We start from the raw sequence: 20,283 nt of genomic DNA, 5'->3' as shown, positions 1-20,283 counted from the left end.
GTAGCTGGCTTTTCTTTAACACCAACTTTAGGTAGCCCTTGAGTTATTTGCGGATAGCTGACACCCTAGTAGATATGACCCGACGCTTAGCAGCTCAATACTGCTAAGCGTCGTTCTATATGTCTGCTTATATAGTAATAAAACGATAATAAATTAGCTTGAATACATTGAGTAACTGTTATGACCACCCCTTCTATTCCTCCTGCCACTCCGCCACCCACTGATCCGACCACCGCTGATACGACCGCCGCCGCCAAGCTGTCTAAGACGGCTAAAGCCAAACCGACGACTGCTTTAGGTAAGGTAAAGTCGTGGCTATGGACCATCATTAAATATCTAGTCATATTTTTACTGGTCTATACGGCGATTAACTGGTGGCGGCAACCGGTCATGCCTGCTGACCCTCAGCTACAGCTGACCGATTATCAAGGTCAGAGCGTTGATATTGCAGCCTTGAGCGAGACTTCACCGGTATTGGTTTACTTTTGGGGCACTTGGTGCCCGGTGTGTAAAATCACCTCCCCAACCGTAAGCTCGTTAGCCCAAAATAGCCCTTACCCGGTTGTGACCATCGCGGTAAAGTCAGGCAGTAATCAAGAGCTGGGGCAATTTATCCAAGCTAAAGGCTATCAGTTCACTGCGGTTAATGATGAGAGTGGGGAAATGTTTAATGCCTGGGAAGGCAAAGTCACGCCTTCATTTGTAATTATGAAAGAGGGTGAGATGACCCAAGGATTGACCGGGGTCCAACCAGAATGGTCTTTGCGCTTACGGCTTTGGTTATCTTCGGTTTTTTAAATTAAAATCATTATAAAATTATAAAATAATAAGCCGCTATGCTTATATTTCTGTCGGGTAACCCAGCTCATAGGAAACACCACATGATTAATAGTAAAAAAGAGATTCTCCCAGAAGTAGGAATTGAGGATGTCAAATTCTCAATGACGCAAGAGGAAGTAATAAAACTGTTAGGCAATCCAGCGGGTGTAGACGACTCCATCGCTGAACAACCTGTGTATTATTACGATGAGATAGGACTCGCCATTGTCTTCCAGTGGCTAGGTAGCTACTATAAAATCCACAGCTTTGAGATTGATAAAGACTTATATACTCTGTGGCAAGCTGCGGTCATTGGACAACCTTATGAGACCATTGTTCAGTTAATTAAAGACAATGGCGTTAAGGATTACGTTGAATATAATAGCAATTCAACTTCTAGAGTTATCCTGTGTGAGAGCGCAAATTTAAGCTTTAGTTTTGAAAATGGTATTGTTGACTCATTGACCTTATATAACCCAATCTTGGCTTAGCAAGCGTAATGTGGGTTCAACATCTAGCCCTTATAAACGCCTACTTTTACCGGTCAGACCACTCCCCTATTTTTAGTCATTTTTTTACCTTATAATGGGACGCTTTGATATTTTTGCATTCGGCCCAATACAGTAGATTACGCTACGTGTGTGCGCTCTTAATCGTTAGCACCAGCGCTATATGCTGACTACCGTAGCCGTAGCCTCAACCCTATTCTAATAAAGGCTAGCTTACCGTCCTTATGAAGCTTTTTTTAACTACTACTCACTGTTATTAATCGCTACTGACCTGCTCCACTGCTTGCTCGACCCCTTGACCTTCCCACTATTGACTAGAGATAAAGACGCTGACCATGACCCAATCTGTAGATTATAAAGACACCTTAAACCTTGCCGATACACCATTCCCAATGCGCGCCAACCTTGCTAACCGCGAGCCTGACTGGCTTAAAGCGTGGGAAGAAGATGACGTGTATGGCAAGATTCGCGCCGCTCGTACAGGCCGTGAAAAATACATTTTGCATGATGGCCCTCCGTACGCTAATGGTCAGATTCACTTAGGTCACGCGGTCAATAAAGTCCTAAAAGACATTATTACGAAATCAAAAACACTCTCTGGTTTTGATGCGCCGTACGTACCCGGTTGGGATTGTCATGGTCTGCCTATCGAGCAAAAAGTCGAAACCAAGGTCGGTAAAGTTGGCCAAAAAGTCTCAGCGACTGAGTTTCGTGGTCTTTGCCGTGAGTACGCGAGTAGCCAAGTCGAACTACAGAAAGCAGACTTTAAACGTCTGGGCATCTTCGGTGATTGGGACAATCCTTACCTGACAATGAACTTCGCGCAAGAGGCGAATATCGTGCGTGCCTTGGCCAAAATCTATGACAACGGTCACGTGACCCGTGGTATGAAGCCGGTCAACTGGTGTCTCGATTGTAGCTCTGCGCTAGCCGAAGCCGAAGTCGAGTATCAAGATAAAGTCTCAGACGCTATCTACGTAGGCTTTGACGTTATAGATTTGGATAAGTTAGCTGCGGTTGCTAGCTTAGGTAGCGACCCTATTACTGCGCAAGCCGTCATCTGGACCACTACCCCGTGGACGTTGCCCGCCAACCAAGCTATCTCAGTACATCCTGAGCACAACTACAGCATCGTGAAGACGGAAAAAGGCAATCTACTACTAGCTACCGACCTTATTGAGTCTGCTTTGACCGCGCTTGAGTTGACTAATGCAGGCGTCATCGCTGAAGTGACTGGTCGCGAGTTAGAAAACTTAACCGCCCATCATCCCCTCATCGCTGAGCGCCAAGTGCCTATTATCTTAGGCGACCACGTGACGACCGATAGTGGTACTGGCCTTGTGCATACTGCCCCAGGTCATGGTCTTGACGATTATATTGTTGGCCTACAATATGGCTTAGAAGTGGAAAACCCAGTCGGTGGCAATGGCGTTTATCTAGATACGGCCGCTGTCTTCGCGGGCGAGCACATCTATAAAGCCAACCCAAAAATTATCGCTGCCTTAAATGAATCAGGCCACTTGCTCAAACATACCAAAATTGAGCACAGCTATCCGCATTGCTGGCGCCATAAGTCACCGATTATCTTCCGTGCTACGCCGCAGTGGTTTATCAGTATGGAAGCCAAAGGCCTGCGTGAGCGTGCTTTAGCCGATATCCCTAAAGTCATTTGGACACCAGCTTGGGGCCAAAATCGTATTGAAGCGATGATGACCGGTCGTCCCGACTGGTGTATATCACGTCAGCGCACTTGGGGCGTGCCTATCCCGTTCTTTACCCATAAAGAAACTGGTGAGCTGCACCCTAATACTTTAGAGTTAATGGAAACAGCGGCGCAGAAAATTCATAATGGCGGCGTAGAAGCTTGGTTTGATGCCAATTGTGAAGATTTCTTGGGCGCTGAAGCGGCAGATTATGACAAAGCGACCGATACCTTAGATGTTTGGTTTGACTCAGGTAGCACCCATTTTGCCGTCCTTGAGCAACGTGATGAGCTGACCAACCCGGCGGATATGTACTTAGAGGGCTCGGATCAGCATCGTGGTTGGTTCCAGACGTCCTTATTAACCTCTGAAGCGATGTACGAGCGTCCGCCATTCAAGCAAGTATTGACCCACGGTTTTGTGGTGGATGAAAACGGCCGTAAGATGAGTAAATCTCTAGGCAATATCATCACCCCACAAGACGAGATTAATAAAACGGGCGCGGATATGTTGCGCTTGTGGATTGCCTCTAGCGATTACCGTTATGAGATGAGCGCGGGACAGAAAGTCTTTAAAGGCTCGATCGATATGTATCGCCGCATCCGTAATACGCTGCGTTTCCTATTGGCCAATACGGATGACTTTAACGCCGCTACCGATAGTGTCGCCATTGATGAATTGGTCAGCTTAGATCGCTTTATTTTAGAGCGTGCGCAGACGGTTCAGGCCGATATCATCACCGCTTATGATGCGATGGATTTCCACCAAGTCACTCAGCAAATCATGGCATTCTGCTCACAAGACTTGGGCGGTTTCTACCTCGATATCATTAAAGACCGTCAGTACACCAGTCAAACCGATGGTCAGCCACGCCGCTCAGCGCAAACTGCGATTTATCATATCGCCCATGCCCTGCTGCGCTGGATGGCCCCTATCTTGACCTTTACGGCCCAAGAAGGTTGGGAGACTCTGCACAAAGACAGCGAGCTTAACGAAGCTGATAAGTACATCTTTACGCAAGAATGGTATGAGTTCCCAGAGTTTGCGCTAAGTGACATTCAAGTGGCCGATTGGCAGCGTATCTTGCAAGCTAAAGATGCTATCAATAAGCAAATCGAAACGGCACGTGAAAACAAAATTATCAGCGCTAACCTATCTGCCGATGCGACTTTATATGCTAAAGGCGATATGTTTGAGAGCTTGGCCAAACTTAAAGACGAGTTGCGCTTTGTCTTGATTACTTCTAATGCTACTCTGTTAGAGCTAGATGATGCGAAACAAGGCGAAGCTACCGAAGTCGATAACCTACGCGTCAGTATCTCAGCGGCTCAAGGCACCAAGTGTGTGCGCTGCTGGCATATCCGCAATGACATCGGGGTCGATGCTGCTCATCCTGAGCTATGCGCCCGCTGCGTGAGTAACGTCACCGGCAACGGAGAGGAACGCCACTATGCATAATGATGGGGCCAACGACATGCCTCGCGACAAAATTGCGGTCGAGAATATCACTGCCAATGATATCGAGCCTAGACATGTCTCGCCCGCCGCTATCTCTGAGAGTGCAGCGCTGATTAAACAGCCCAAAAACATTCCGAATGGCAGCAAAGCCTTTACGTGGTATCTACTGGCGCTGGTCGTGTTGGTGATTGATCAGTGGAGCAAATGGCTGGCCGAGTCGACCCTGACTTTCTTACAGCCGGTGCCGGTCATTGAGCCGATATTGAATTGGACCTTGGCATATAACGAAGGCGCCGCCTTTAGTATGCTGGCCGATCAATCAGGTTGGCAAAAGTGGTTCTTTGCAGGATTAGCGCTAGTTATGGCGATATTCTTAATCATCTATTTGGCGAAAGTTCCGCGTCGTGCGCGCCTATTGTCGACCGGTCTTGCTTTAGTGTTAGGCGGTGCTTTGGGTAACCTAATCGACCGCTTGCTGCATGGTCACGTCATCGACTTTATCCATGTGCATTATGCCGATGCTTGGCACTACCCTATCTTTAACATTGCCGACGTTGGCATTTGCGTGGGTGTCGCTTTGATTATCATCGATATGATTTTCTTGGAAGGCAAACGCAAGGCTAAATAGGCTTTTAGTTTTAGATAGGCTTAGGTTTTTAAGAGATGTTCAAGGTGGGTTAGCTAATGCTGACCTGCCTTTTTTTATGGCTACAAATCCTCCCCAACCCTCCTTTAAAAAAGGAGGGTTGGGGAGGATTTTTTGGTCTGTGGGGATAGTAGCTGGTTCTACCTGCTCATTAACCCAATATAAAATAATGATAGAATCGGACATCCCTATAAAAAAACGAGAAAAATTATGAGCAAAGCCAACACTAATACCAGCAAATTTTTAAGTTATATTTTACGCCATGAGCCCCATTCAATAGGCTTAACGCTAGATGCTGAAGGTTGGGCCAATATAGAAGAGCTTGTCCGACTCACTAATGCATCAGGCAATCCACTAACAGTAGAGCAGCTTTTTTCAATTGTAGAGAGCGACGAAAAACAACGCTTTTCTCTATCGTTAGATAATAAAAATATCCGTGCTGCTCAAGGCCACTCGTTAAAGTCTGTGAGCTTAGATTTAACCGAAGCCACACCGCCTACCCATTTATTTCATGGCACTGCGGAGCGTTTTATGAAGAGTATTGATTTGAATGGGCTGCTTCCGCAACAGAGGCAATATGTCCACTTAACTGAAAACCGCAATACTGCGATTGAAACAGGCACACGCTATGGCAAAGCCGTGTTATTGAGTGTGGATTGCCAAAGAATGGCTAGCGAGGGTCACAAATTTTATCAAGCTGACAATGGGGTTTGGCTGACGTTGGCAGTGCCACCTGCTTATATTAGCGTTGTATGCTAGGCCTAGGATGTACTCGGTGCATCATGTGCATCGCAATGTTAATCGATGCGGTCGCCACACCCTACAAAAGCCACTAAGAAAGGTTTGCCCCCTCCTTTTTAAAGGAGGGTTAGGGAGGATTTTCTGGTATGCGGGGTTAGATTCCGTGGGTTATCACCCACGCTACGACCCTCTATAAAAATGAGCCATAATCTATAACAACCCCTGTAAGTCTCTATTACTTATTAAGAACAACAGCCCAGCCATGTTGATTACCACCGTGAGGTAATACATCAGGCGAAATTCCGCCTTTTGCGATTTATGGCGCAGGTAGGTTTGCGCGACCATAGCCCCGACCCAACCGCCTGCGATACTTAGCAAATGTAGTGTTGCCTCTGGTGTTCGCCACTCTCCCTTTTGCGCCGCTCCTTTGTCTTTGGCATACACCAAAAAGGTGATAATCCCAATCACCACATACCAACTGACGACCAGCCACTCAAGTTTATGCATCATGGCGAGCAAGACTAATACCGCATAAAAAGCTAGCCCGAGAAACAAGCGTTTTTTCTGACCCGCTTCGAAGTCCGCTTGCACGCTTCTTTTTTGATTGCGCTTGCGGATTTGCTGATTCTTCTGCGCCATTTTTTGCTGTACAAAGACTAGCTCTTGTACCTGTTTGGCTTGCGGCCGGCCTTGCTTATCTTGACCCACGGTAAACACCACCTGCTCGCCAATATCGGGACGACGCTGGGCTTTAAATTCGCTCACATGAAAGAATATATCTTCTCCGGTCTCAGTCTCGATAAAGCCAAAGCCTTTATCGTCCTGCCATTTTTTAATCGTACCTTGTTGTCTATTACTCATACGCTCGCTAAAATCCTATGTAAACCCACTATCGAATGGGGCTGGTTACGGCTTTATTTTAAGTGTTGTTATCGGTCGCTTAGATAGTCTTCAGCTATGCTACACTTATTACCACAGCAATTCTCCCATTTTATAGCCCCCTATTATTCCTAATTTCACTTATTAAAGACGACGCTACCACTATGACACAATCCCAGTTTATCAACCCCAATGAAGACACTCGTATCACCCACGGCAGCGAAGTTAAGCTGCATTTTGAAGTGTCGCTAGAGAATGGCACGATGATTGACTCTACCTTCAGTCGCGATGAGCCAGTCACCCTCACGATTGGCGATGAGAGCCTATTGCCAGGCTTTGAAAAGGTGCTGATTAACTTACGGGCTGGAGATACTCGTACCGCGCATCTGGAGCCAGAGCAGGCCTTTGGTGAGTGGAATCCTGATAATATTCAGAAATTTAGCCGCACGCAGTTTGCCTTAACCGAAGGGTCGCCTGAAGTGGGTATGATGATGGAGTTTGAAGACAAGGGTAAGAATACCTTGCCAGGCGTTATCAGCGCGATTACCGATGACGAGATAGAGGTCGACTTTAACCATCCGTTGGCCGGACAGCCCGTTCTCTTTAAAGTGCAGGTCTTTAAGGTCACCCCGCCGGGTGTGACGGGGATTAAATTAATGTAGGCGTCACTGGCTCATTTTAGTAGTCTACTGATGCTTTCAGAGAGGTGGTACTTTAAAAGGGGCAGTGCTTTAATTTAGATGACTCTAATCGTCGCTATGGAACCTTAATGCTGACGTTTTGATGCCCCAGATAAGCTCGACAAAGGCACGATTATTAGTGAGCGGCTCACTGTCTAAAATCAGGACATAGCCGCTACCATCGATCCATAAGAACACAAAGCTGGTACTCGGCATAAGCAAGTCAATATGCTTAAAAAAGGACACTGCTTGGCCTTCAACGGCCCAACCACGTTGCTGTTGACGGGTTAAAAAGTCAAAGAAATCCGCTGCAGCTACGCTCAGCATCTCCCCTTCCTCTTGCGTATAACCTGTGCGCGCCAGACAAAAGCCTTCATTAGAGCCAATAGCGGCACGGCGTTGGCCTGACAAGCTGGCCACCACATAAGGCAAGAACTGATCTAGCGGCATATTAGGTGCCGTTAGCTTGGTAGCCAGCTGCTCAATCCAACCCTTTTCAATGAAATCCGCCAACATTCTTTGGGGGTATTTATCTGTCCATTGCCCTACACTCATACAAGTCTTGCCGGACAATAAGGTTTGTAAGGCTTGCTGGTGCTCATCAGGCTCATTATAAGCAAACGCTTCAAACACCCCAGCGGGCGTTAGCATGATATAGGTTTCGTTACCCGGCCCAGTATTGCGGTTAGTACTCATAGAGCTTACCCTGTAAATATAGTGTCCTGCCCTAATAGCTGGCTAGAATGAGACTTATAGAATGGTTAAGGGCTTGAGGCGGTGGCTGGCATCTGCTCGAGTTGATGCTGACAGGCCAGCCAACGCTCGTCAAACACCCAGCCATTGCGGGCCAAGCGAAACCAGACCAACGAAAAACCAATCCGATCGACACAAGCCAAGCAATGACCAAAAAAGTCATCTTCAATTTGCGTCAGCTGTTGTTTATTAGTGCCTGTTTTCGCCTTTAGCAAACGATCGCCAAAATCAGCAGCAAGTTGACGGGCATCATCACTACTAATGCGCAAACTGTGCGAGGCCACATTTAACGAAGGCGTCACCAGCACACTCCACCGCGTCGCCACCTCACTAATCCGCTGAATATAACTGCGTTTTTCTATGCAGTCTATAAAATGGTTGCGTGTCGGTGCCGGCAGACGATCCGCTACTGTGGCCAATATCGCACCGCCTTGCAGCGGCATATCATACCAACAGCCATAGAATAAATCCGCTAAGGCCCCTTGTAAGGGTTCATTTTGAGGAAATTTTCTAGCCAAGCGCAGTCTTTGCTCATGCAACATGAGTTCAGTAGGCCGCTTCAGGATTTCTCGTGAATAATAACGGAACTGATGCTTGTCACTATTTATGGCCTTATTAATCATAATCCTAGCCCTATTGAAGTTCAGGTATTAGTCACAAAGCTTGCGCTTAGCAGTCCCCTTTTGCCCGCCTACAGCCTGGCATTAATCTAATAGTGTTTCCATTAGATCAATCATAAACTCGCCGTCTTCTTCATCCATCGCTTCAAAGCCAGCAGGCATACCCAACTCTGCTAAGAGCGATTTGCCTTCCTCGGTATTTTGTAGCGATAAGATGACGTTAGCTAAGACCTCAGCATGTTCAAGCTCTTCCTTGATGAGCACAACATGGCAAATATCTGCCAGATCACTTTCAATCAAAACGTTGAGCTGAGCTTTGGTCAGCTTAGATAAGCTATTGAACACCTCGGCTAAGAAAAACCCTACGTCAACATGACCTTGAATCACTTGACGCGCGGCGGCTTGATAAGATTCAGTAATCTGAAAGCTTAGGTCTGCCTCGGTAATATCGACCGCTTCCAATAAGCGTAGCCCTATGAGCTTGACGTCTTTATTGTCCGCCATAGCGACTTTACTGCCCGGTTTAATCGCATCGAGATTTTGTATCTCACTCTTCGTCGATGCCGCAATCACCATTTCATCAGATTTGCCGATAGGCCGGGCAATCACACGATAGCCCTTTTCGCGAATCAGCGTGGCTGCATCAAAAGGGTTGGCGTAGATAAGGGCGACATCCTGCGACGCTAGCATTTCTTCTTGCTCGGCATGTGAGGCTGGGGTCAATAAATGGACGCCCACATCGGATTGACGCTGCAATAAATTATTAAACATGTGCCAACCGGCAAAATGCTCAGGCGAAAAATCAGGGGCAATCAAAAAATTATAGGTCATAGTTACTGTCCCGTTTAAGGTAACTTATTATTGAGACTCAGCTCGCATTTTTGCATACATAGCAGCGGCTTCATCTATCTTAGTGCGTGATGGCTTGCGGCGTACTGAGGTGTAGCCCACGGTTTCGCCACGGCGAACGTTAGGTACGGCAGTAGCGTAGACCCAATAATGGGTACCGTCTTTACATAAGTTTTTGACGTAGCCATGCCATTTTTTACCGGCTTTTAGCGTCGCCCACATTTCAGCATACACCGCTGAAGGGATGTCAGGATGGCGCAAAATATGCTGCGGGCTACCGATGAGCTCCTCTAGACTATAGCCACTAATCTCTACAAAAGCATCGTTAGCATGCGTGAGCACCCCATCGAGGTCAGTACGCGAGACGATAAGCTTGCCATCAGGATAGTTACGCTCTTCATCAGTATCGTAAACCAGTCGCGTAGTACCGTCATAAAACTTGAGTTCATATTCAGTAGCGGGTGCCTGAGGTTTCGGCATATCGGGTAGTTGAATAGCCACATGGCTCTCCTATGCTTAGAGTATTAAAGACTTGAATACTGACAATTTTAATAGGGCGACTGCTTAAAGCTAATTTTGCAACACTGAGCTCATCATTAAACTGATAGCTCTTAAGCAGGGGTCTATTAAACCGTTAGCGATACAACAGCGGCTCGTTAAATAAGTTTCGATAAAGCTTCAGAGCCACGTTTGATATCTAGAAAGATCAGTCCTAGCTTAGCATTGGGCTTAGCCATTACCGTCAAAACGGCCTCTTCACCAGCTGACGTCATGATGACGTAGCCTTTTTCACCCTGAACCATAACGCGATCAATACTACCGCGTGCCAGCTCACGACCCGCGCGATCTCCTAAAGACATCAATGCCGCAGACATGGCCCCTACTCTGTCTTCGTCGATACCTGCAGGCAATGCTGAGGCAATCATAAGACCATCTGTCGAGATCAACGCTGAAGCTTCTACATCAGCAGATGAGCTGTTTAAATCGTCAAGTATCTGTTGAAACATATCAGTACGCATAAACTTTTCCCATTATTTGCCTGACGTTATAGGCAATGACAATTCATCTGATAACAACCTGCACTAAGTTAAAATAGACCAATAGTTAAGCAAGTATAAAAGCGATATAGGATAAAGGATTTAACCCACAAAATATATAAGGATTTAAATTTTTTGTGATAATTTTTCTTATTTTTATAGTATCAACGGTTACTCTAAACTGATAACTGGTTAAAATCCCAGTAAATTAACGATAATTGTTGGTAATTACTGATCATTGTCACAAGCAGCGCCTTACATAATACTGCGGTAGACTATCATTAATTTAGTTATATTATTCTCATTGTATTTGGCCACGCGCTTGTATTACTGTCTTAATAGCTTAGCGGCTAGCACTTATTTATCTTAACTAGAGAGACCTTTTATGAAATATTCAAAACTCCCCATACTCGGCGATGAAGTCTCCAAAATTTGTCTGGGCACGATGACTTGGGGTCAGCAGAATACCGAAGCACAGGCGCATGAGCAGATGGATTTTGCTTTATCTGAAGGGGTGAATTTCTGGGATACCGCCGAGATGTATCCGTCGCCCCCGGATAAAGATAAGCAAGGCGATACCGAGCGGTTTTTGGGCACTTGGCTGGCGAAGACCGGACGTCGTAACGACATTGTATTGGCCAGTAAAATATCGCCTATGGGATTTTTGCGTGAAGGCAAAACCCGCTTTAACGCGCAGCATATCAGTGCAGCTATCGATGATAATTTAAAGCGTTTACAGACCGATCATATTGATATTTATCAATTGCATTGGCCAGAGCGTCAGGCAAACTTCTTTAGTACGCGGGGCTATACCGAAGCGATGGCCGAACAAGATTTAAGCGATTTAACGCCATTTTTAGAGACGATTGAGGCATTGGATGCGGAGATTAAAAAGGGGCGTATCCGTGCTTATGGCTTATCGAATGACACGGCTTGGGGACTGATGCGCTATCTGTGGGAAGCAGCTAAGCATGGCTTGCCCACCCCTATCACCGTACAAAATCCTTATAGCCTGCTCAACCGTTTATATGAAGTCGGTATGGCGGAGATTGCCCACCGTGAAGACGTCGGACTGTTGGCGTACTCACCCCTCGGCTTTGGCGTGTTATCTGGCAAATATCTTGATGGCAAACGCCCCGCAGGAGCCCGCTTAACCGAGTATGACCATTATCAACGTTATACCAATAAAGAAGCGATTTGGGCGACTGAACAATATGCCAAAATTGCTGCAGACGCCGGTTTGGATATGGCGCAAATGGCCTTGGCCTTTGTGAATAGCCGCCATTTCGTTACCGCCAATATTATCGGTGCCACTAGCCTTGAGCAGCTCAAGAGTAATATCGATAGTGTCAATGTTGAGCTCAGCCAAGACGTCATCGCAGCCATTAACAAGGTGCATGAGCAGCAGCCTAACCCTTCACCATAGCTCTTCACTACAGGCCTAGCCTTCAATAGCACACTCACTATTAACCTAGCTAGCAGTTGCATGGTTTGGCATAAACCAAAAAAGCGGATACCGATTAGGGCGTCCGCTTTTTTATTGAGCTCAGTGTCAACGTAATATGGTCTACTTTAAAACCTTACGCCGTTTCTGTTAGCTTTTTTGCAGATGTTTCTACCACCTTAGGCGGGGTTTTTAAGACTCGGCGGTGTAAGTCAGCCAACCCTTCTTGCATACGTTGCTCTAGCTCTCTAGTCACCTCAGCGCGGGTCTTGCCTTCAGTGCTTATTTGCTCGAGAGGCAACACATAAGCCGTTACCTTAGGCGTATCCATGACCTGTAAGAGGCTGTCTTTCATGGTTAGACCACCGTAGTAAGGGACTTTATCGTCCAGCTCGCCATCCGCATTGACATAGCACAGCACCGTAGGTTGTACCGGCGCGCCAGCATCCAGCGCTGCTTGCAATAATTTACCGTGCACACGTTTAATCTTAGTGCCATCGGTCGTCGTGCCTTCGGGATAAAATAGAATAGAATAGCCTTTTTTCAAAAAGGTTGTCATCTGCTCTGATACCGAATCGGCATCACCAGAACCGCGTTTGATGAACAAAGTCCCTGCTGCGCGAGCCAAACGCCCAAAGATAGGCATGTCTTCAACTTCTGCTTTTGATAAGAAAAAAGCAGGACTGACGCTGCCCATGACCGGAATATCCATCCATGAGACGTGGTTAGAAGCCCATAGCGCGTGAGTCTGCGGTACCGGCTCCACTTCCACTACTTTGACCCCAAATGACGCCGCCATATGCCCACAAAAGGCTTGGATATACTTAGGTAGAATCTCACGCGGCGGCTCTTGAAAGGCACCGATTTTTGAGGCCGCTTGATAACCCCCGGCCATCGTCCGCACCATACCTGTGACTTTTTTGCCGCGCTTTAGCTGTTTTAAAGGCTGCAGTTTCGCTATAGGTGCCAAAGGTCTTAGTGGCGAAAAGCGTTGGTTTTTCTTACTCATATAGGGTCCTTTCCAGTAATACTGAATGCCTATCCCACCCACCGATTTGCTTTAATACGATAGCCATAGCGTCGAGTGCGACGGTGGCTGTTATGGGATAGCGCTTGATATTAAATAAACTTTAATCATCCAGTGACTGACTGTACACTGGAATAGCATGGGTGCAGTATACCGTAAAATTAAGGCGACTAAGAATAACTATCGGGGGACGACAGGGTCACATCCCCCCTAGTAAGTGCTGATAACGCGGCTGAACCTGCTCAAAAGGCAACCATACCAGCACATCAGCGCAATGGAAGTCTATATCAAAGCACGCTTGCTCGGAGATGCTAGCCCCCATCTTTAAATACGTGCTGAGCAAGGGCGGCACTAGAGGTGCTGATGACAATACCGAGGGTGGTAACTGGTATTTTGGTCTGATAGTCAGCTTGGGGGCATCTAAGGTCTGTAGCCAACCATTAATATCACCCGCTCCAATGCTGATAGAGCAGCAGCCTATAAAAGCATTCACCCTTAAATGACGCGCGACTTCGGTAATCGCTTGCCAAAGCTGACGCAAGACTTTGCCGTTACGATACTCAGGATGGATACAAGTCCGCCCGACTTCCAAGATATCGTAAGGATACGGCTTTAATAATGGGGCCAAATGAAATTCTTGTTCGCTATAGAAATGCCCTAATAAAGCCGCCCGTTGACTATCTAATACTCGAGCAGTGGCGATGACTTGCCCCGCTTTTTGTAGCACAATATGTAGGCAAGCCTCGTCATAGGCGTCGCTGTCAAGATCCTCATGAAACACGACCCCAAAGCTCGTAGCAAAACACTGGGTGCGTAATTGCTTAGCCGCTAATAAAAGCTGTGCGCCTGCCGGTAAATAGATAGGCTCAGCCTTAACGAGAGGCTGACTGGGGTGCTTAAATTCAGTAGTTACTATGGGGTCAATGCTAATAAATTGTTCCGTTTGCCCATCGATATAGTGGCAACTATAGCCCGATGACTGTGGCACTGCCGATGGCATAGTGCCTTTGGGAAAAATGGTTGCCTTGCTAATCGCCTCTTGAGCACGCGAGCGCTTACCCACTCGAGCACAATTTAGGTCAATAGTATCTGACATGGTATCTCATCCAATGAGTGAAGATACCAAAGTATGAAAACCCCGTATGTCTAATCGATGACAATCTTGGGGCAAAGCGATGACATAGCCTGCATAAGTTGTATCTAAATATTACCCTCGTGGTTTAATAATCGTCAATTGACCCCATAATAAAGAGAGTGCTCGCTACCGATTAAGCGCAATCAAACGCTTACCTGCGACCATGACCTTATAATAATTAACCCAAACTCCTATTTATCCTTCATTTTACTTAATTATCCTGAATTTTATTCGTTACTCCTACTGTTTCTACTGCCTTAGACTTCTGTCTTAACCTAACGACCCTATACCCGCCAATAACAAAACCCTTAAAGACTTAGCGGTCTTAGACCACGTAATATTTATAGACTGACGCTTATTTATAGTTTTAACCCCTACTTAGCTTTAATACATTTAACCCAATAAAGAGGATGCTCATTGGAATATTTTGATCGATACGAAGGCGGCGAACGCGCCATATTAGTCCATTTAGACATTCGTCAAATTCAAGACCCTGACGACTTAGAAGAGTTTGAGCTGCTAGCGGACTCTGCCGGCGCACGTCGTCTAGCTTTAGTAACCGGCTCCCGTCCCAAGCCCGATGCCAAATATTTCGTCGGTACCGGTAAAGCAGAAGAAATCGCTGAATTAGTACGCCAACATGAAGCCGATATTGTACTGTTTAACCACAGCTTATCGCCTTCGCAAGAGCGTAACTTAGAGCGCCTTGTCCAGTGCCGCGTGCTGGATCGTACCGGCTTGATTCTGGATATTTTCGCCCAGCGTGCTCGCACCTATGAAGGTAAACTGCAGGTAGAGCTTGCCCAGCTCAATCACTTGTCGACCCGACTAGTGCGGGGTTGGACGCATTTGGAGCGTCAAAAAGGCGGGATTGGTTTGCGTGGTCCTGGTGAGACCCAGCTTGAGACCGATAGACGTCTACTGCAAGTGCGTGTTAGCCAGCTCAAAGGCAAACTGGAAAAGGTCAAGCAGACCCGCGCGCAAGGTCGTGCCAAGCGGCAAAAGTCTGACGTACCGACCATCTCTCTAGTCGGTTATACCAATGCCGGTAAGTCGAGCTTGTTTAACCGTCTAGTGGATGAAAATATCTATGCCGCGGACAAACTGTTTGCCACCCTAGACCCCACTTTACGCCGCTTAGATTGGCAAGGAGTCGGACGAGTAGTCTTGGTAGATACCGTGGGTTTCGTGCGTCATCTGCCGCATGAGCTGGTTGAGTCTTTCCATGCCACGCTAGAAGAGACCCTAGAGGCGGATTTATTGCTTCACGTTATCGACTCATCTAGCCCCGATATGCATGAGCAAATTAAGGCGGTCAAAGAGGTATTGGCGGAGATTAATAATGACGTCCCCGTCCTTAATGTCTATAACAAAATTGACCTGACCGGTGAGCCGCCGCATATTGGCTATGCCGAACCCGATGTGCCTAATCGGGTTTATGTTTCAGCTCGTGCCAATACGGGTATGGACGAGTTGTCGCTAGCGGTACAGCAGTTATTAACGGGTTCGCTCACCGAGTTTGATTTAACCTTACCGTTTGGCGCCGGTCAGCTCAAAAATGCTTTATATGAATTGGGTGTCATCGAAGAAGAAAGCTATGATGATACCGGCCACGAGCATCTGCGTATTCGCTTGCAAAGTGATAAACTCAAACAACTGTTAGGCAAAGCGGGTATCTCGCCTATGGACGTGCTGCCAGAAGGCCAAGCCATCTTACTAATGCCTAAGCTAGAGCCTTTTGAAAAAGAGATTCAGGCAGATAGCGACTTGTTAGACAGCGATTTGCTAGCTGATGACTTCTTAGCTGAAGACTAATTTGATGATGAGTTGCTCAAAGATGATTTATTAGCAGACGATTTGCGCGAAGGTAAGCCAAACTCGACTGATTCATAAGTATAGCTATATCGACCATAAAGCATGGTATGGGCTGCTTGTATTTTGCAGGCAGTTGATATCATGCTTTTTTATGGATACGACTTTTTAACATTGTACTGAACCAGTTTTTTACACCAGGTTGTTTGCGCTTATCTTTTCTACCACTATTTAAATCTAAGCCTAAGCTTCATAAAATGGCCTCTATAGCGTTTAATAGCCACTAAAGTGCTCGGCACTCTTGCCAATAGTGGTAGTCGACTTTATCATGGCCATAACCCTTTCAGATTATTCACCTTATACCTTGATTAAGGATGAGTCATGCCCCCTGCCCAATCCGTGCCCCCTACGAACCAAAGGCAGCCCTCTCCTCCTACGCGTCCTTTACCGCTAGGCTTTGCTATTTTATTGACCTTAGCGCTGGTTATCATTATCCGCGAAGGTGCAGTATTGGTATGCGCTACCTTTGGCATCTCTAGTGCCGCCAATGTGGTCGGGATGCTGGTCATGTTCTTTATTCTATTGGTGTGGCGTTTAACCGTAGGGTTGCCGCAGTGGCTGACGCAAGCGAGTAATACTTTACTGGTTGATAGTGGTTTTGCCTTTTTGCCCGTATCTGCGGGGGCGGGATTATTAATGTTTGCCTTAGGCGATGAGCTTTGGGGCGTGGTACTCACCATAATTATCAGTACTTTACTGCCACTGTGGGGGCTAGGCATCTTGGCCAATCGTTGGTTGAATACGACGCCAGCAGCTAGCACAGATAGCCCAGCACCTACCTTGCCACATCAGGAGGATAAGCCATGATAGCCTCTGCCTTGTTGTGGCCGACCATAGCGGCCTTTGTATTAACGTTAGTCGCTCACGTCTCTGCCCGTCTCATCTCCAAACGTATTCCTGCCTTGCCTACTGTAATTACTGCTTTGGCGTTGGTCATCCTATTTTTATTTGTCCTACGTTGGGACTATAACGACTATTATCGTGTGGCAAAACCGGTCTTTGACCATCTGCTAGGCTACGTTACTGTGTTGCTAGCGATTCCTTTGGCAGCCATGAATTTTAAGGGCTTACCGCTCAAACGTTTGTCGCTTATTATTATTTTAGCTACTTTGGTCGGCGCCCTATTACCGATGGGGCTCGCCTATGCTTTTTCCTTAAGCCACGACACCATACTCGCTTTTGCTACTCGTTCCGTCACCACCCCTATCGGCCTAAGCGTCGCTGAAATTATCAAAGCGCCTTTGGCTATGGCCAACTTAATTATCATCGTTTCTGGACTAATGGGCGGTGCCGTAGCTAGGGTTTTATTACGCGGGATACAGGATGATCGGGCGAAAGGATTGACGCTAGGGTTGACGGCGCACGCCTTTGGCACGGTAGAAGCTTGGCAAATCAGCCCCACTGCTGGTCGCTATGCCGCCTTTGGTTTAGCCGCTAATGGCTTAATCACTGCCGTTTGGGTGCCTATCTTTATTAGCGCTTTATCAATATCTTAAGTAATGTTAACGGTTATTTATTGCTAAGAGAGATGAGCGGTTTCAGTAAGTTAAATCTTGCATCATAGCGATACCATATGACGGGTGCCTATAGGTTAATGGCTCGTTTATAGGGATAGGCGGAAAGGTAAAAAAGTACGATTTATGATATATTAGGGCGTGACAATTGTATGATACCTTGCTAGGTCTTGTTGTTATTTGGTATCTCTAATTAGTACCTGTGGTTGTGCTAGTAAATTTATGCGGGCACTTTTACAAATTGCTCTGACTGTTGCGCCACTATAAAACTGTCAGAGGCTCATTCAACTAAAGAAGATAACTCTGCCAACTGTATGTGCTTGTGAGTACTTTTGCCAAAACCTTATAAAAGTGATAACTCTATGACAATATTACGCCGCTCTTTTGCTCCCTTGTTTTTGAGTCGTAACCCTATCCGCCCCCTCTCTATATCAACGTATACCCCAACTGCTATGAAAAAACTCCATCCCCGCTCTTTCATGACCCCGCGTGTGTTAGCAGCCTTCTCTGCTACTGCCCTGTCTATCACGGCTTTTAACAGTGCTCACGCTGGTGAAATGTTTATTTATAAAGACAAAAGTAGTGGTCAGGTCCTCCTAACCAATGTCGATAATCCTACGGGCGGTTTTAGCAAATTTACCCAAAAAGTCAAAGTGACTTATTACCCAGATTCTAAAGCTTTGACGGGCGCTAGTAGCAGTAATAACAGCAGTTATGGCAGCAGCTCGCCTAGTGGCAGCGCGACTCGTAATGCTTATGATGCCTTAATTCGCGCCTCTGCTAGCCGTCATGGCATCGATCCAGGCTTAATGAAAGCGATGATGCATACTGAATCTGCCTTTAACCCGAATGCCCGCTCACCGGTTGGCGCTCAAGGGCTCATGCAGCTTATGCCAGCGACCGCTAGACGTTTTTCGGTTGGTAATCCGTGGAACCCTGCGGATAATATCGAAGGCTCTGCCAAATACATTGCTTGGTTATTGAAACGTTTCAATAATAATGTGGAATATGCGGTAGCAGGGTATAACGCAGGTGAAGGTAACGTCGATAAATATAAAGGTATCCCACCTTTTCGCGAGACCCGCAACTATGTGAAAAGTGTCATGAGCCGTTACCATAGTCTGTATAAAAATGATTCCGGTTTATTAGCAGGCAGCTCCAACACCCCTACCGCTACTACCAATTATAATAATAATTATAACGGTTACAGCGCTCAACCGGTCTCGTATGCGACAGTCAGTAATGGCGGCCAGATTAGTAGTGGCTCTAGCAGCTATACTAAATCTGCCTATGAAGCACTGCGTTAAGTCTTAGTAATCCATTAAGTTCTAGTAGCGCGTTAAAGCTCTAACTTAGCAAAGGCCAGCTTATCTCAAGCTGGCTTTTTTGTGGACTATAGGCGGAATAGACTAATTAATTAACTATTTATCTATAGCCCTGTCTCAACGCTTGCCCTCAATGCCAAGGCGCTAAGCTCTCCTTCCTACAAAATTACTTTAACCCTATCTCCTAGCATTAGCCTAAAGTAGCTCTTTTCAAAGAATCAGCCATGGTTATGGTTGCTCCTTAATCTCGTATACACTACAGTGAGCATTAATATAAAAGTATAATTATATTAATGAGTTATTAAGTGGCTATTAAACGTTTATTAAGTAGTTATACCCAAGAATTATAACTATGGACAATGTCAGTAAGGGTGCAAATTTATGCCTTGGAGGCTAGCGTGAACTGTATAAAAATAGGCCTAAGCAGTTTGGCAGCGACGCTAATAGCCTGTGGCAGTAGCACGCCAAGCGCCGATCATCAAACTAAGGCACAACCGCTGCCCATAAATCAGCTTGCCCCAAAGGCAACTAATGACCCTCACATTCAGGCGACTTGCGCTAATATAGGGGCAGTGATAGCCGCAAAGAGCGTGCGGGTTATAGATGGTGATACGGTAGAAGTTATCCCTCTGAGTGGACAGTCTGAGCGCATTCGTTTGCTGGGGATAGATGCCCCGGAGTCTAAGCAAGATTATGGCAAGCACAGCACACAGGCCTTACAGCAATGCGTGAACGATGCCAATGTGACTATCGAATGGACGGAAAGAGACCGTTACGGCAGGCTATTGGGCAAAGTAATAGCCGATGGTAATGACTGTAATCTCAACCAAATCAGGCAAGGGGCAGCGTGGCATTATAAGTATTATCAACAAGGACAGCTCGAATATGACCGCTTGGCTTATGCGAATGCCGAAGTACTCGCTCGTGATCAACAGCGTGGCTTATGGGCAACCAGTCAGCCCACAGCCCCTTGGGATTTTAGAAGAGGTCTAAGCATAAAATATGCGTATAACGAGACGGTTTATGATTTAACCCAAGCCCAATGTCAGCCGGGTGGGATAATGAGTGCGAATAGTAAAAAGATTGATCAGACTGAATGATGTTTTTAGTCAATCCTGGTTAAAACTAGCACTTAAAGGATCACTATTATAAATTTTCTGGCTAGAACCGCTAATATGACTGAGGCAGGCACAATTTGATACTAGTGACTCTGTGCTAAATCTTTAGTGAACTGCCTATGTCAGAGTGATAAAACCTAGGCATGAAAAAACC

20 protein-coding genes are annotated in these 20,283 nt (G+C 46.4%); 12 read left to right on the top strand and 8 right to left on the bottom strand.

The window, feature by feature from the left end:
• The first annotated feature begins 180 nt into the window (after positions 1 to 180).
• The 5 genes from ACZ2XM_RS05785 (at position 181) to ACZ2XM_RS05765 (ending at position 5,894) form a co-directional block, all read left to right on the top strand.
• A complete protein-coding gene (locus ACZ2XM_RS05785) occupies positions 181 to 798 on the top strand; it encodes a protein disulfide oxidoreductase (RefSeq protein WP_490587414.1) in 618 nt (205 codons plus the stop codon).
• An 83-nt stretch (positions 799 to 881) separates the two neighbouring features.
• Positions 882 to 1,310: a hypothetical protein gene (locus ACZ2XM_RS05780; RefSeq protein WP_490587413.1), complete on the top strand. Its 429-nt coding sequence runs from the start codon at positions 882 to 884 to the stop codon at positions 1,308 to 1,310.
• Positions 1,311 to 1,663: 353 nt separating this feature from the next.
• The gene (gene ileS, locus ACZ2XM_RS05775; RefSeq protein WP_490587412.1) at positions 1,664 to 4,489 is read left to right on the top strand and encodes an isoleucine--tRNA ligase; all 2,826 of its coding nucleotides are present in this window, start codon (positions 1,664 to 1,666) and stop codon (positions 4,487 to 4,489) included.
• Positions 4,482 to 5,117, top strand: coding sequence for a signal peptidase II (gene lspA / locus ACZ2XM_RS05770; RefSeq protein ID WP_490587411.1), 636 nt, complete (start codon positions 4,482 to 4,484; stop codon positions 5,115 to 5,117). Before ileS ends, lspA begins: the two co-directional genes overlap by 8 nt.
• Before the next feature lie 228 nt (positions 5,118 to 5,345).
• Positions 5,346 to 5,894, top strand: coding sequence for an RNA 2'-phosphotransferase (locus tag ACZ2XM_RS05765; RefSeq protein ID WP_490587410.1), 549 nt, complete (start codon positions 5,346 to 5,348; stop codon positions 5,892 to 5,894).
• A 192-nt stretch (positions 5,895 to 6,086) separates the two neighbouring features.
• On the opposite strand, the gene ACZ2XM_RS05760 is transcribed toward ACZ2XM_RS05765, so the two are convergent.
• Positions 6,087 to 6,737, bottom strand: a complete 651-nt coding sequence (locus ACZ2XM_RS05760) for a DUF1294 domain-containing protein (RefSeq protein ID WP_490587409.1) — start codon at positions 6,735 to 6,737, stop codon at positions 6,087 to 6,089.
• A gap of 182 nt (positions 6,738 to 6,919) precedes the next feature.
• Between ACZ2XM_RS05760 and fkpB the strand changes: the two genes are divergently transcribed.
• On the top strand, positions 6,920 to 7,417 hold the full coding sequence (gene fkpB / locus ACZ2XM_RS05755; RefSeq protein ID WP_490587408.1) for an FKBP-type peptidyl-prolyl cis-trans isomerase: 498 nt from the start codon (positions 6,920 to 6,922) through the stop codon (positions 7,415 to 7,417).
• Positions 7,418 to 7,501: 84 nt separating this feature from the next.
• On the opposite strand, the gene ACZ2XM_RS05750 is transcribed toward fkpB, so the two are convergent.
• The 5 genes from ACZ2XM_RS05750 to ACZ2XM_RS05730 all read right to left on the bottom strand — a co-directional run bounded on the left by ACZ2XM_RS05750 (position 7,502) and on the right by ACZ2XM_RS05730 (position 10,676).
• Positions 7,502 to 8,131 carry a hypothetical protein gene (locus ACZ2XM_RS05750; protein WP_490587407.1) on the bottom strand — a complete coding sequence of 210 codons (630 nt, stop codon included), beginning with the start codon at positions 8,129 to 8,131 and terminating at the stop codon, positions 7,502 to 7,504.
• 65 nt (positions 8,132 to 8,196) lie between these two features.
• Positions 8,197 to 8,811, bottom strand: coding sequence for a hypothetical protein (locus tag ACZ2XM_RS05745; RefSeq protein WP_490587406.1), 615 nt, complete (start codon positions 8,809 to 8,811; stop codon positions 8,197 to 8,199).
• A gap of 81 nt (positions 8,812 to 8,892) precedes the next feature.
• The gene (locus tag ACZ2XM_RS05740; protein WP_490587405.1) at positions 8,893 to 9,639 is read right to left on the bottom strand and encodes a PhnD/SsuA/transferrin family substrate-binding protein; all 747 of its coding nucleotides are present in this window, start codon (positions 9,637 to 9,639) and stop codon (positions 8,893 to 8,895) included.
• 27 nt (positions 9,640 to 9,666) lie between these two features.
• Positions 9,667 to 10,158, bottom strand: a complete 492-nt coding sequence (locus ACZ2XM_RS05735) for a PAS domain-containing protein (protein ID WP_490587404.1) — start codon at positions 10,156 to 10,158, stop codon at positions 9,667 to 9,669.
• A gap of 155 nt (positions 10,159 to 10,313) precedes the next feature.
• Positions 10,314 to 10,676, bottom strand: a complete 363-nt coding sequence (locus ACZ2XM_RS05730) for a roadblock/LC7 domain-containing protein (RefSeq protein ID WP_490587403.1) — start codon at positions 10,674 to 10,676, stop codon at positions 10,314 to 10,316.
• Positions 10,677 to 11,079: 403 nt separating this feature from the next.
• Between ACZ2XM_RS05730 and ACZ2XM_RS05725 the strand changes: the two genes are divergently transcribed.
• Positions 11,080 to 12,120 carry an aldo/keto reductase gene (locus ACZ2XM_RS05725; protein WP_490587402.1) on the top strand — a complete coding sequence of 347 codons (1,041 nt, stop codon included), beginning with the start codon at positions 11,080 to 11,082 and terminating at the stop codon, positions 12,118 to 12,120.
• A gap of 154 nt (positions 12,121 to 12,274) precedes the next feature.
• On the opposite strand, the gene ACZ2XM_RS05720 is transcribed toward ACZ2XM_RS05725, so the two are convergent.
• Both ACZ2XM_RS05720 and ACZ2XM_RS05715 read right to left on the bottom strand, forming a co-directional pair.
• Positions 12,275 to 13,045, bottom strand: coding sequence for a lysophospholipid acyltransferase family protein (locus tag ACZ2XM_RS05720; protein ID WP_490587470.1), 771 nt, complete (start codon positions 13,043 to 13,045; stop codon positions 12,275 to 12,277).
• A gap of 319 nt (positions 13,046 to 13,364) precedes the next feature.
• On the bottom strand, positions 13,365 to 14,261 hold the full coding sequence (locus tag ACZ2XM_RS05715) for a GNAT family N-acetyltransferase (protein WP_490587401.1): 897 nt from the start codon (positions 14,259 to 14,261) through the stop codon (positions 13,365 to 13,367).
• A 456-nt stretch (positions 14,262 to 14,717) separates the two neighbouring features.
• On the opposite strand from ACZ2XM_RS05715, the gene hflX reads away from it, so the two are divergent.
• The 5 genes from hflX to ACZ2XM_RS05690 all read left to right on the top strand — a co-directional run bounded on the left by hflX (position 14,718) and on the right by ACZ2XM_RS05690 (position 20,111).
• Positions 14,718 to 16,115, top strand: a complete 1,398-nt coding sequence (gene hflX, locus ACZ2XM_RS05710) for a ribosome rescue GTPase HflX (protein WP_490587400.1) — start codon at positions 14,718 to 14,720, stop codon at positions 16,113 to 16,115.
• 378 nt (positions 16,116 to 16,493) lie between these two features.
• The gene (locus tag ACZ2XM_RS05705) at positions 16,494 to 16,979 is read left to right on the top strand and encodes a CidA/LrgA family protein (protein ID WP_490587399.1); all 486 of its coding nucleotides are present in this window, start codon (positions 16,494 to 16,496) and stop codon (positions 16,977 to 16,979) included.
• Positions 16,976 to 17,668 (top strand): LrgB family protein, encoded by a 693-nt coding sequence (locus ACZ2XM_RS05700; protein WP_490587398.1) that lies wholly within the window; start codon positions 16,976 to 16,978, stop codon positions 17,666 to 17,668. Before ACZ2XM_RS05705 ends, ACZ2XM_RS05700 begins: the two co-directional genes overlap by 4 nt.
• 497 nt (positions 17,669 to 18,165) lie before the next feature.
• On the top strand, positions 18,166 to 18,993 hold the full coding sequence (locus tag ACZ2XM_RS05695; RefSeq protein ID WP_490587469.1) for a lytic transglycosylase domain-containing protein: 828 nt from the start codon (positions 18,166 to 18,168) through the stop codon (positions 18,991 to 18,993).
• Between the two features lie 416 nt (positions 18,994 to 19,409).
• Entirely contained in the window at positions 19,410 to 20,111 is a 702-nt protein-coding gene (locus ACZ2XM_RS05690; RefSeq protein WP_490587397.1) for a thermonuclease family protein, read from the top strand.
• The last annotated feature ends 172 nt before the right edge of the window (positions 20,112 to 20,283 follow it).

It is taken from the genome of Psychrobacter sp. CoH-33_TS_01 (assembly GCF_058189395.1).
This window is presented reverse-complemented; position numbering and strand designations above follow the sequence as displayed.

Bases quoted from the DNA above. Each gene is read 5' to 3' on its own strand.
- ACZ2XM_RS05725 (WP_490587402.1), top strand. From the start codon at position 11,080: ATGAAATATTCAAAACTCCCCATACTCGGCGATGAAGTCTCCAAAATT.
- ACZ2XM_RS05730 (WP_490587403.1), bottom strand. From the start codon at position 10,676: ATGCGTACTGATATGTTTCAACAGATACTTGACGATTTAAACAGCTCA.
- ACZ2XM_RS05715 (WP_490587401.1), bottom strand. From the start codon at position 14,261: ATGTCAGATACTATTGACCTAAATTGTGCTCGAGTGGGTAAGCGCTCG.
- lspA (WP_490587411.1), top strand. From the start codon at position 4,482: ATGCATAATGATGGGGCCAACGACATGCCTCGCGACAAAATTGCGGTC.
- ACZ2XM_RS05705 (WP_490587399.1), top strand. From the start codon at position 16,494: ATGCCCCCTGCCCAATCCGTGCCCCCTACGAACCAAAGGCAGCCCTCT.
- ileS (WP_490587412.1), top strand. From the start codon at position 1,664: ATGACCCAATCTGTAGATTATAAAGACACCTTAAACCTTGCCGATACA.
- ACZ2XM_RS05720 (WP_490587470.1), bottom strand. From the start codon at position 13,045: ATGGTGCGGACGATGGCCGGGGGTTATCAAGCGGCCTCAAAAATCGGT.
- ACZ2XM_RS05780 (WP_490587413.1), top strand. From the start codon at position 882: ATGATTAATAGTAAAAAAGAGATTCTCCCAGAAGTAGGAATTGAGGAT.
- ACZ2XM_RS05750 (WP_490587407.1), bottom strand. From the start codon at position 8,131: ATGAGTACTAACCGCAATACTGGGCCGGGTAACGAAACCTATATCATG.
- fkpB (WP_490587408.1), top strand. From the start codon at position 6,920: ATGACACAATCCCAGTTTATCAACCCCAATGAAGACACTCGTATCACC.
- ACZ2XM_RS05745 (WP_490587406.1), bottom strand. From the start codon at position 8,811: ATGATTAATAAGGCCATAAATAGTGACAAGCATCAGTTCCGTTATTAT.
- ACZ2XM_RS05760 (WP_490587409.1), bottom strand. From the start codon at position 6,737: ATGAGTAATAGACAACAAGGTACGATTAAAAAATGGCAGGACGATAAA.
- ACZ2XM_RS05695 (WP_490587469.1), top strand. From the start codon at position 18,166: ATGACCCCGCGTGTGTTAGCAGCCTTCTCTGCTACTGCCCTGTCTATC.
- ACZ2XM_RS05785 (WP_490587414.1), top strand. From the start codon at position 181: ATGACCACCCCTTCTATTCCTCCTGCCACTCCGCCACCCACTGATCCG.
- ACZ2XM_RS05765 (WP_490587410.1), top strand. From the start codon at position 5,346: ATGAGCAAAGCCAACACTAATACCAGCAAATTTTTAAGTTATATTTTA.
- ACZ2XM_RS05740 (WP_490587405.1), bottom strand. From the start codon at position 9,639: ATGACCTATAATTTTTTGATTGCCCCTGATTTTTCGCCTGAGCATTTT.
- ACZ2XM_RS05700 (WP_490587398.1), top strand. From the start codon at position 16,976: ATGATAGCCTCTGCCTTGTTGTGGCCGACCATAGCGGCCTTTGTATTA.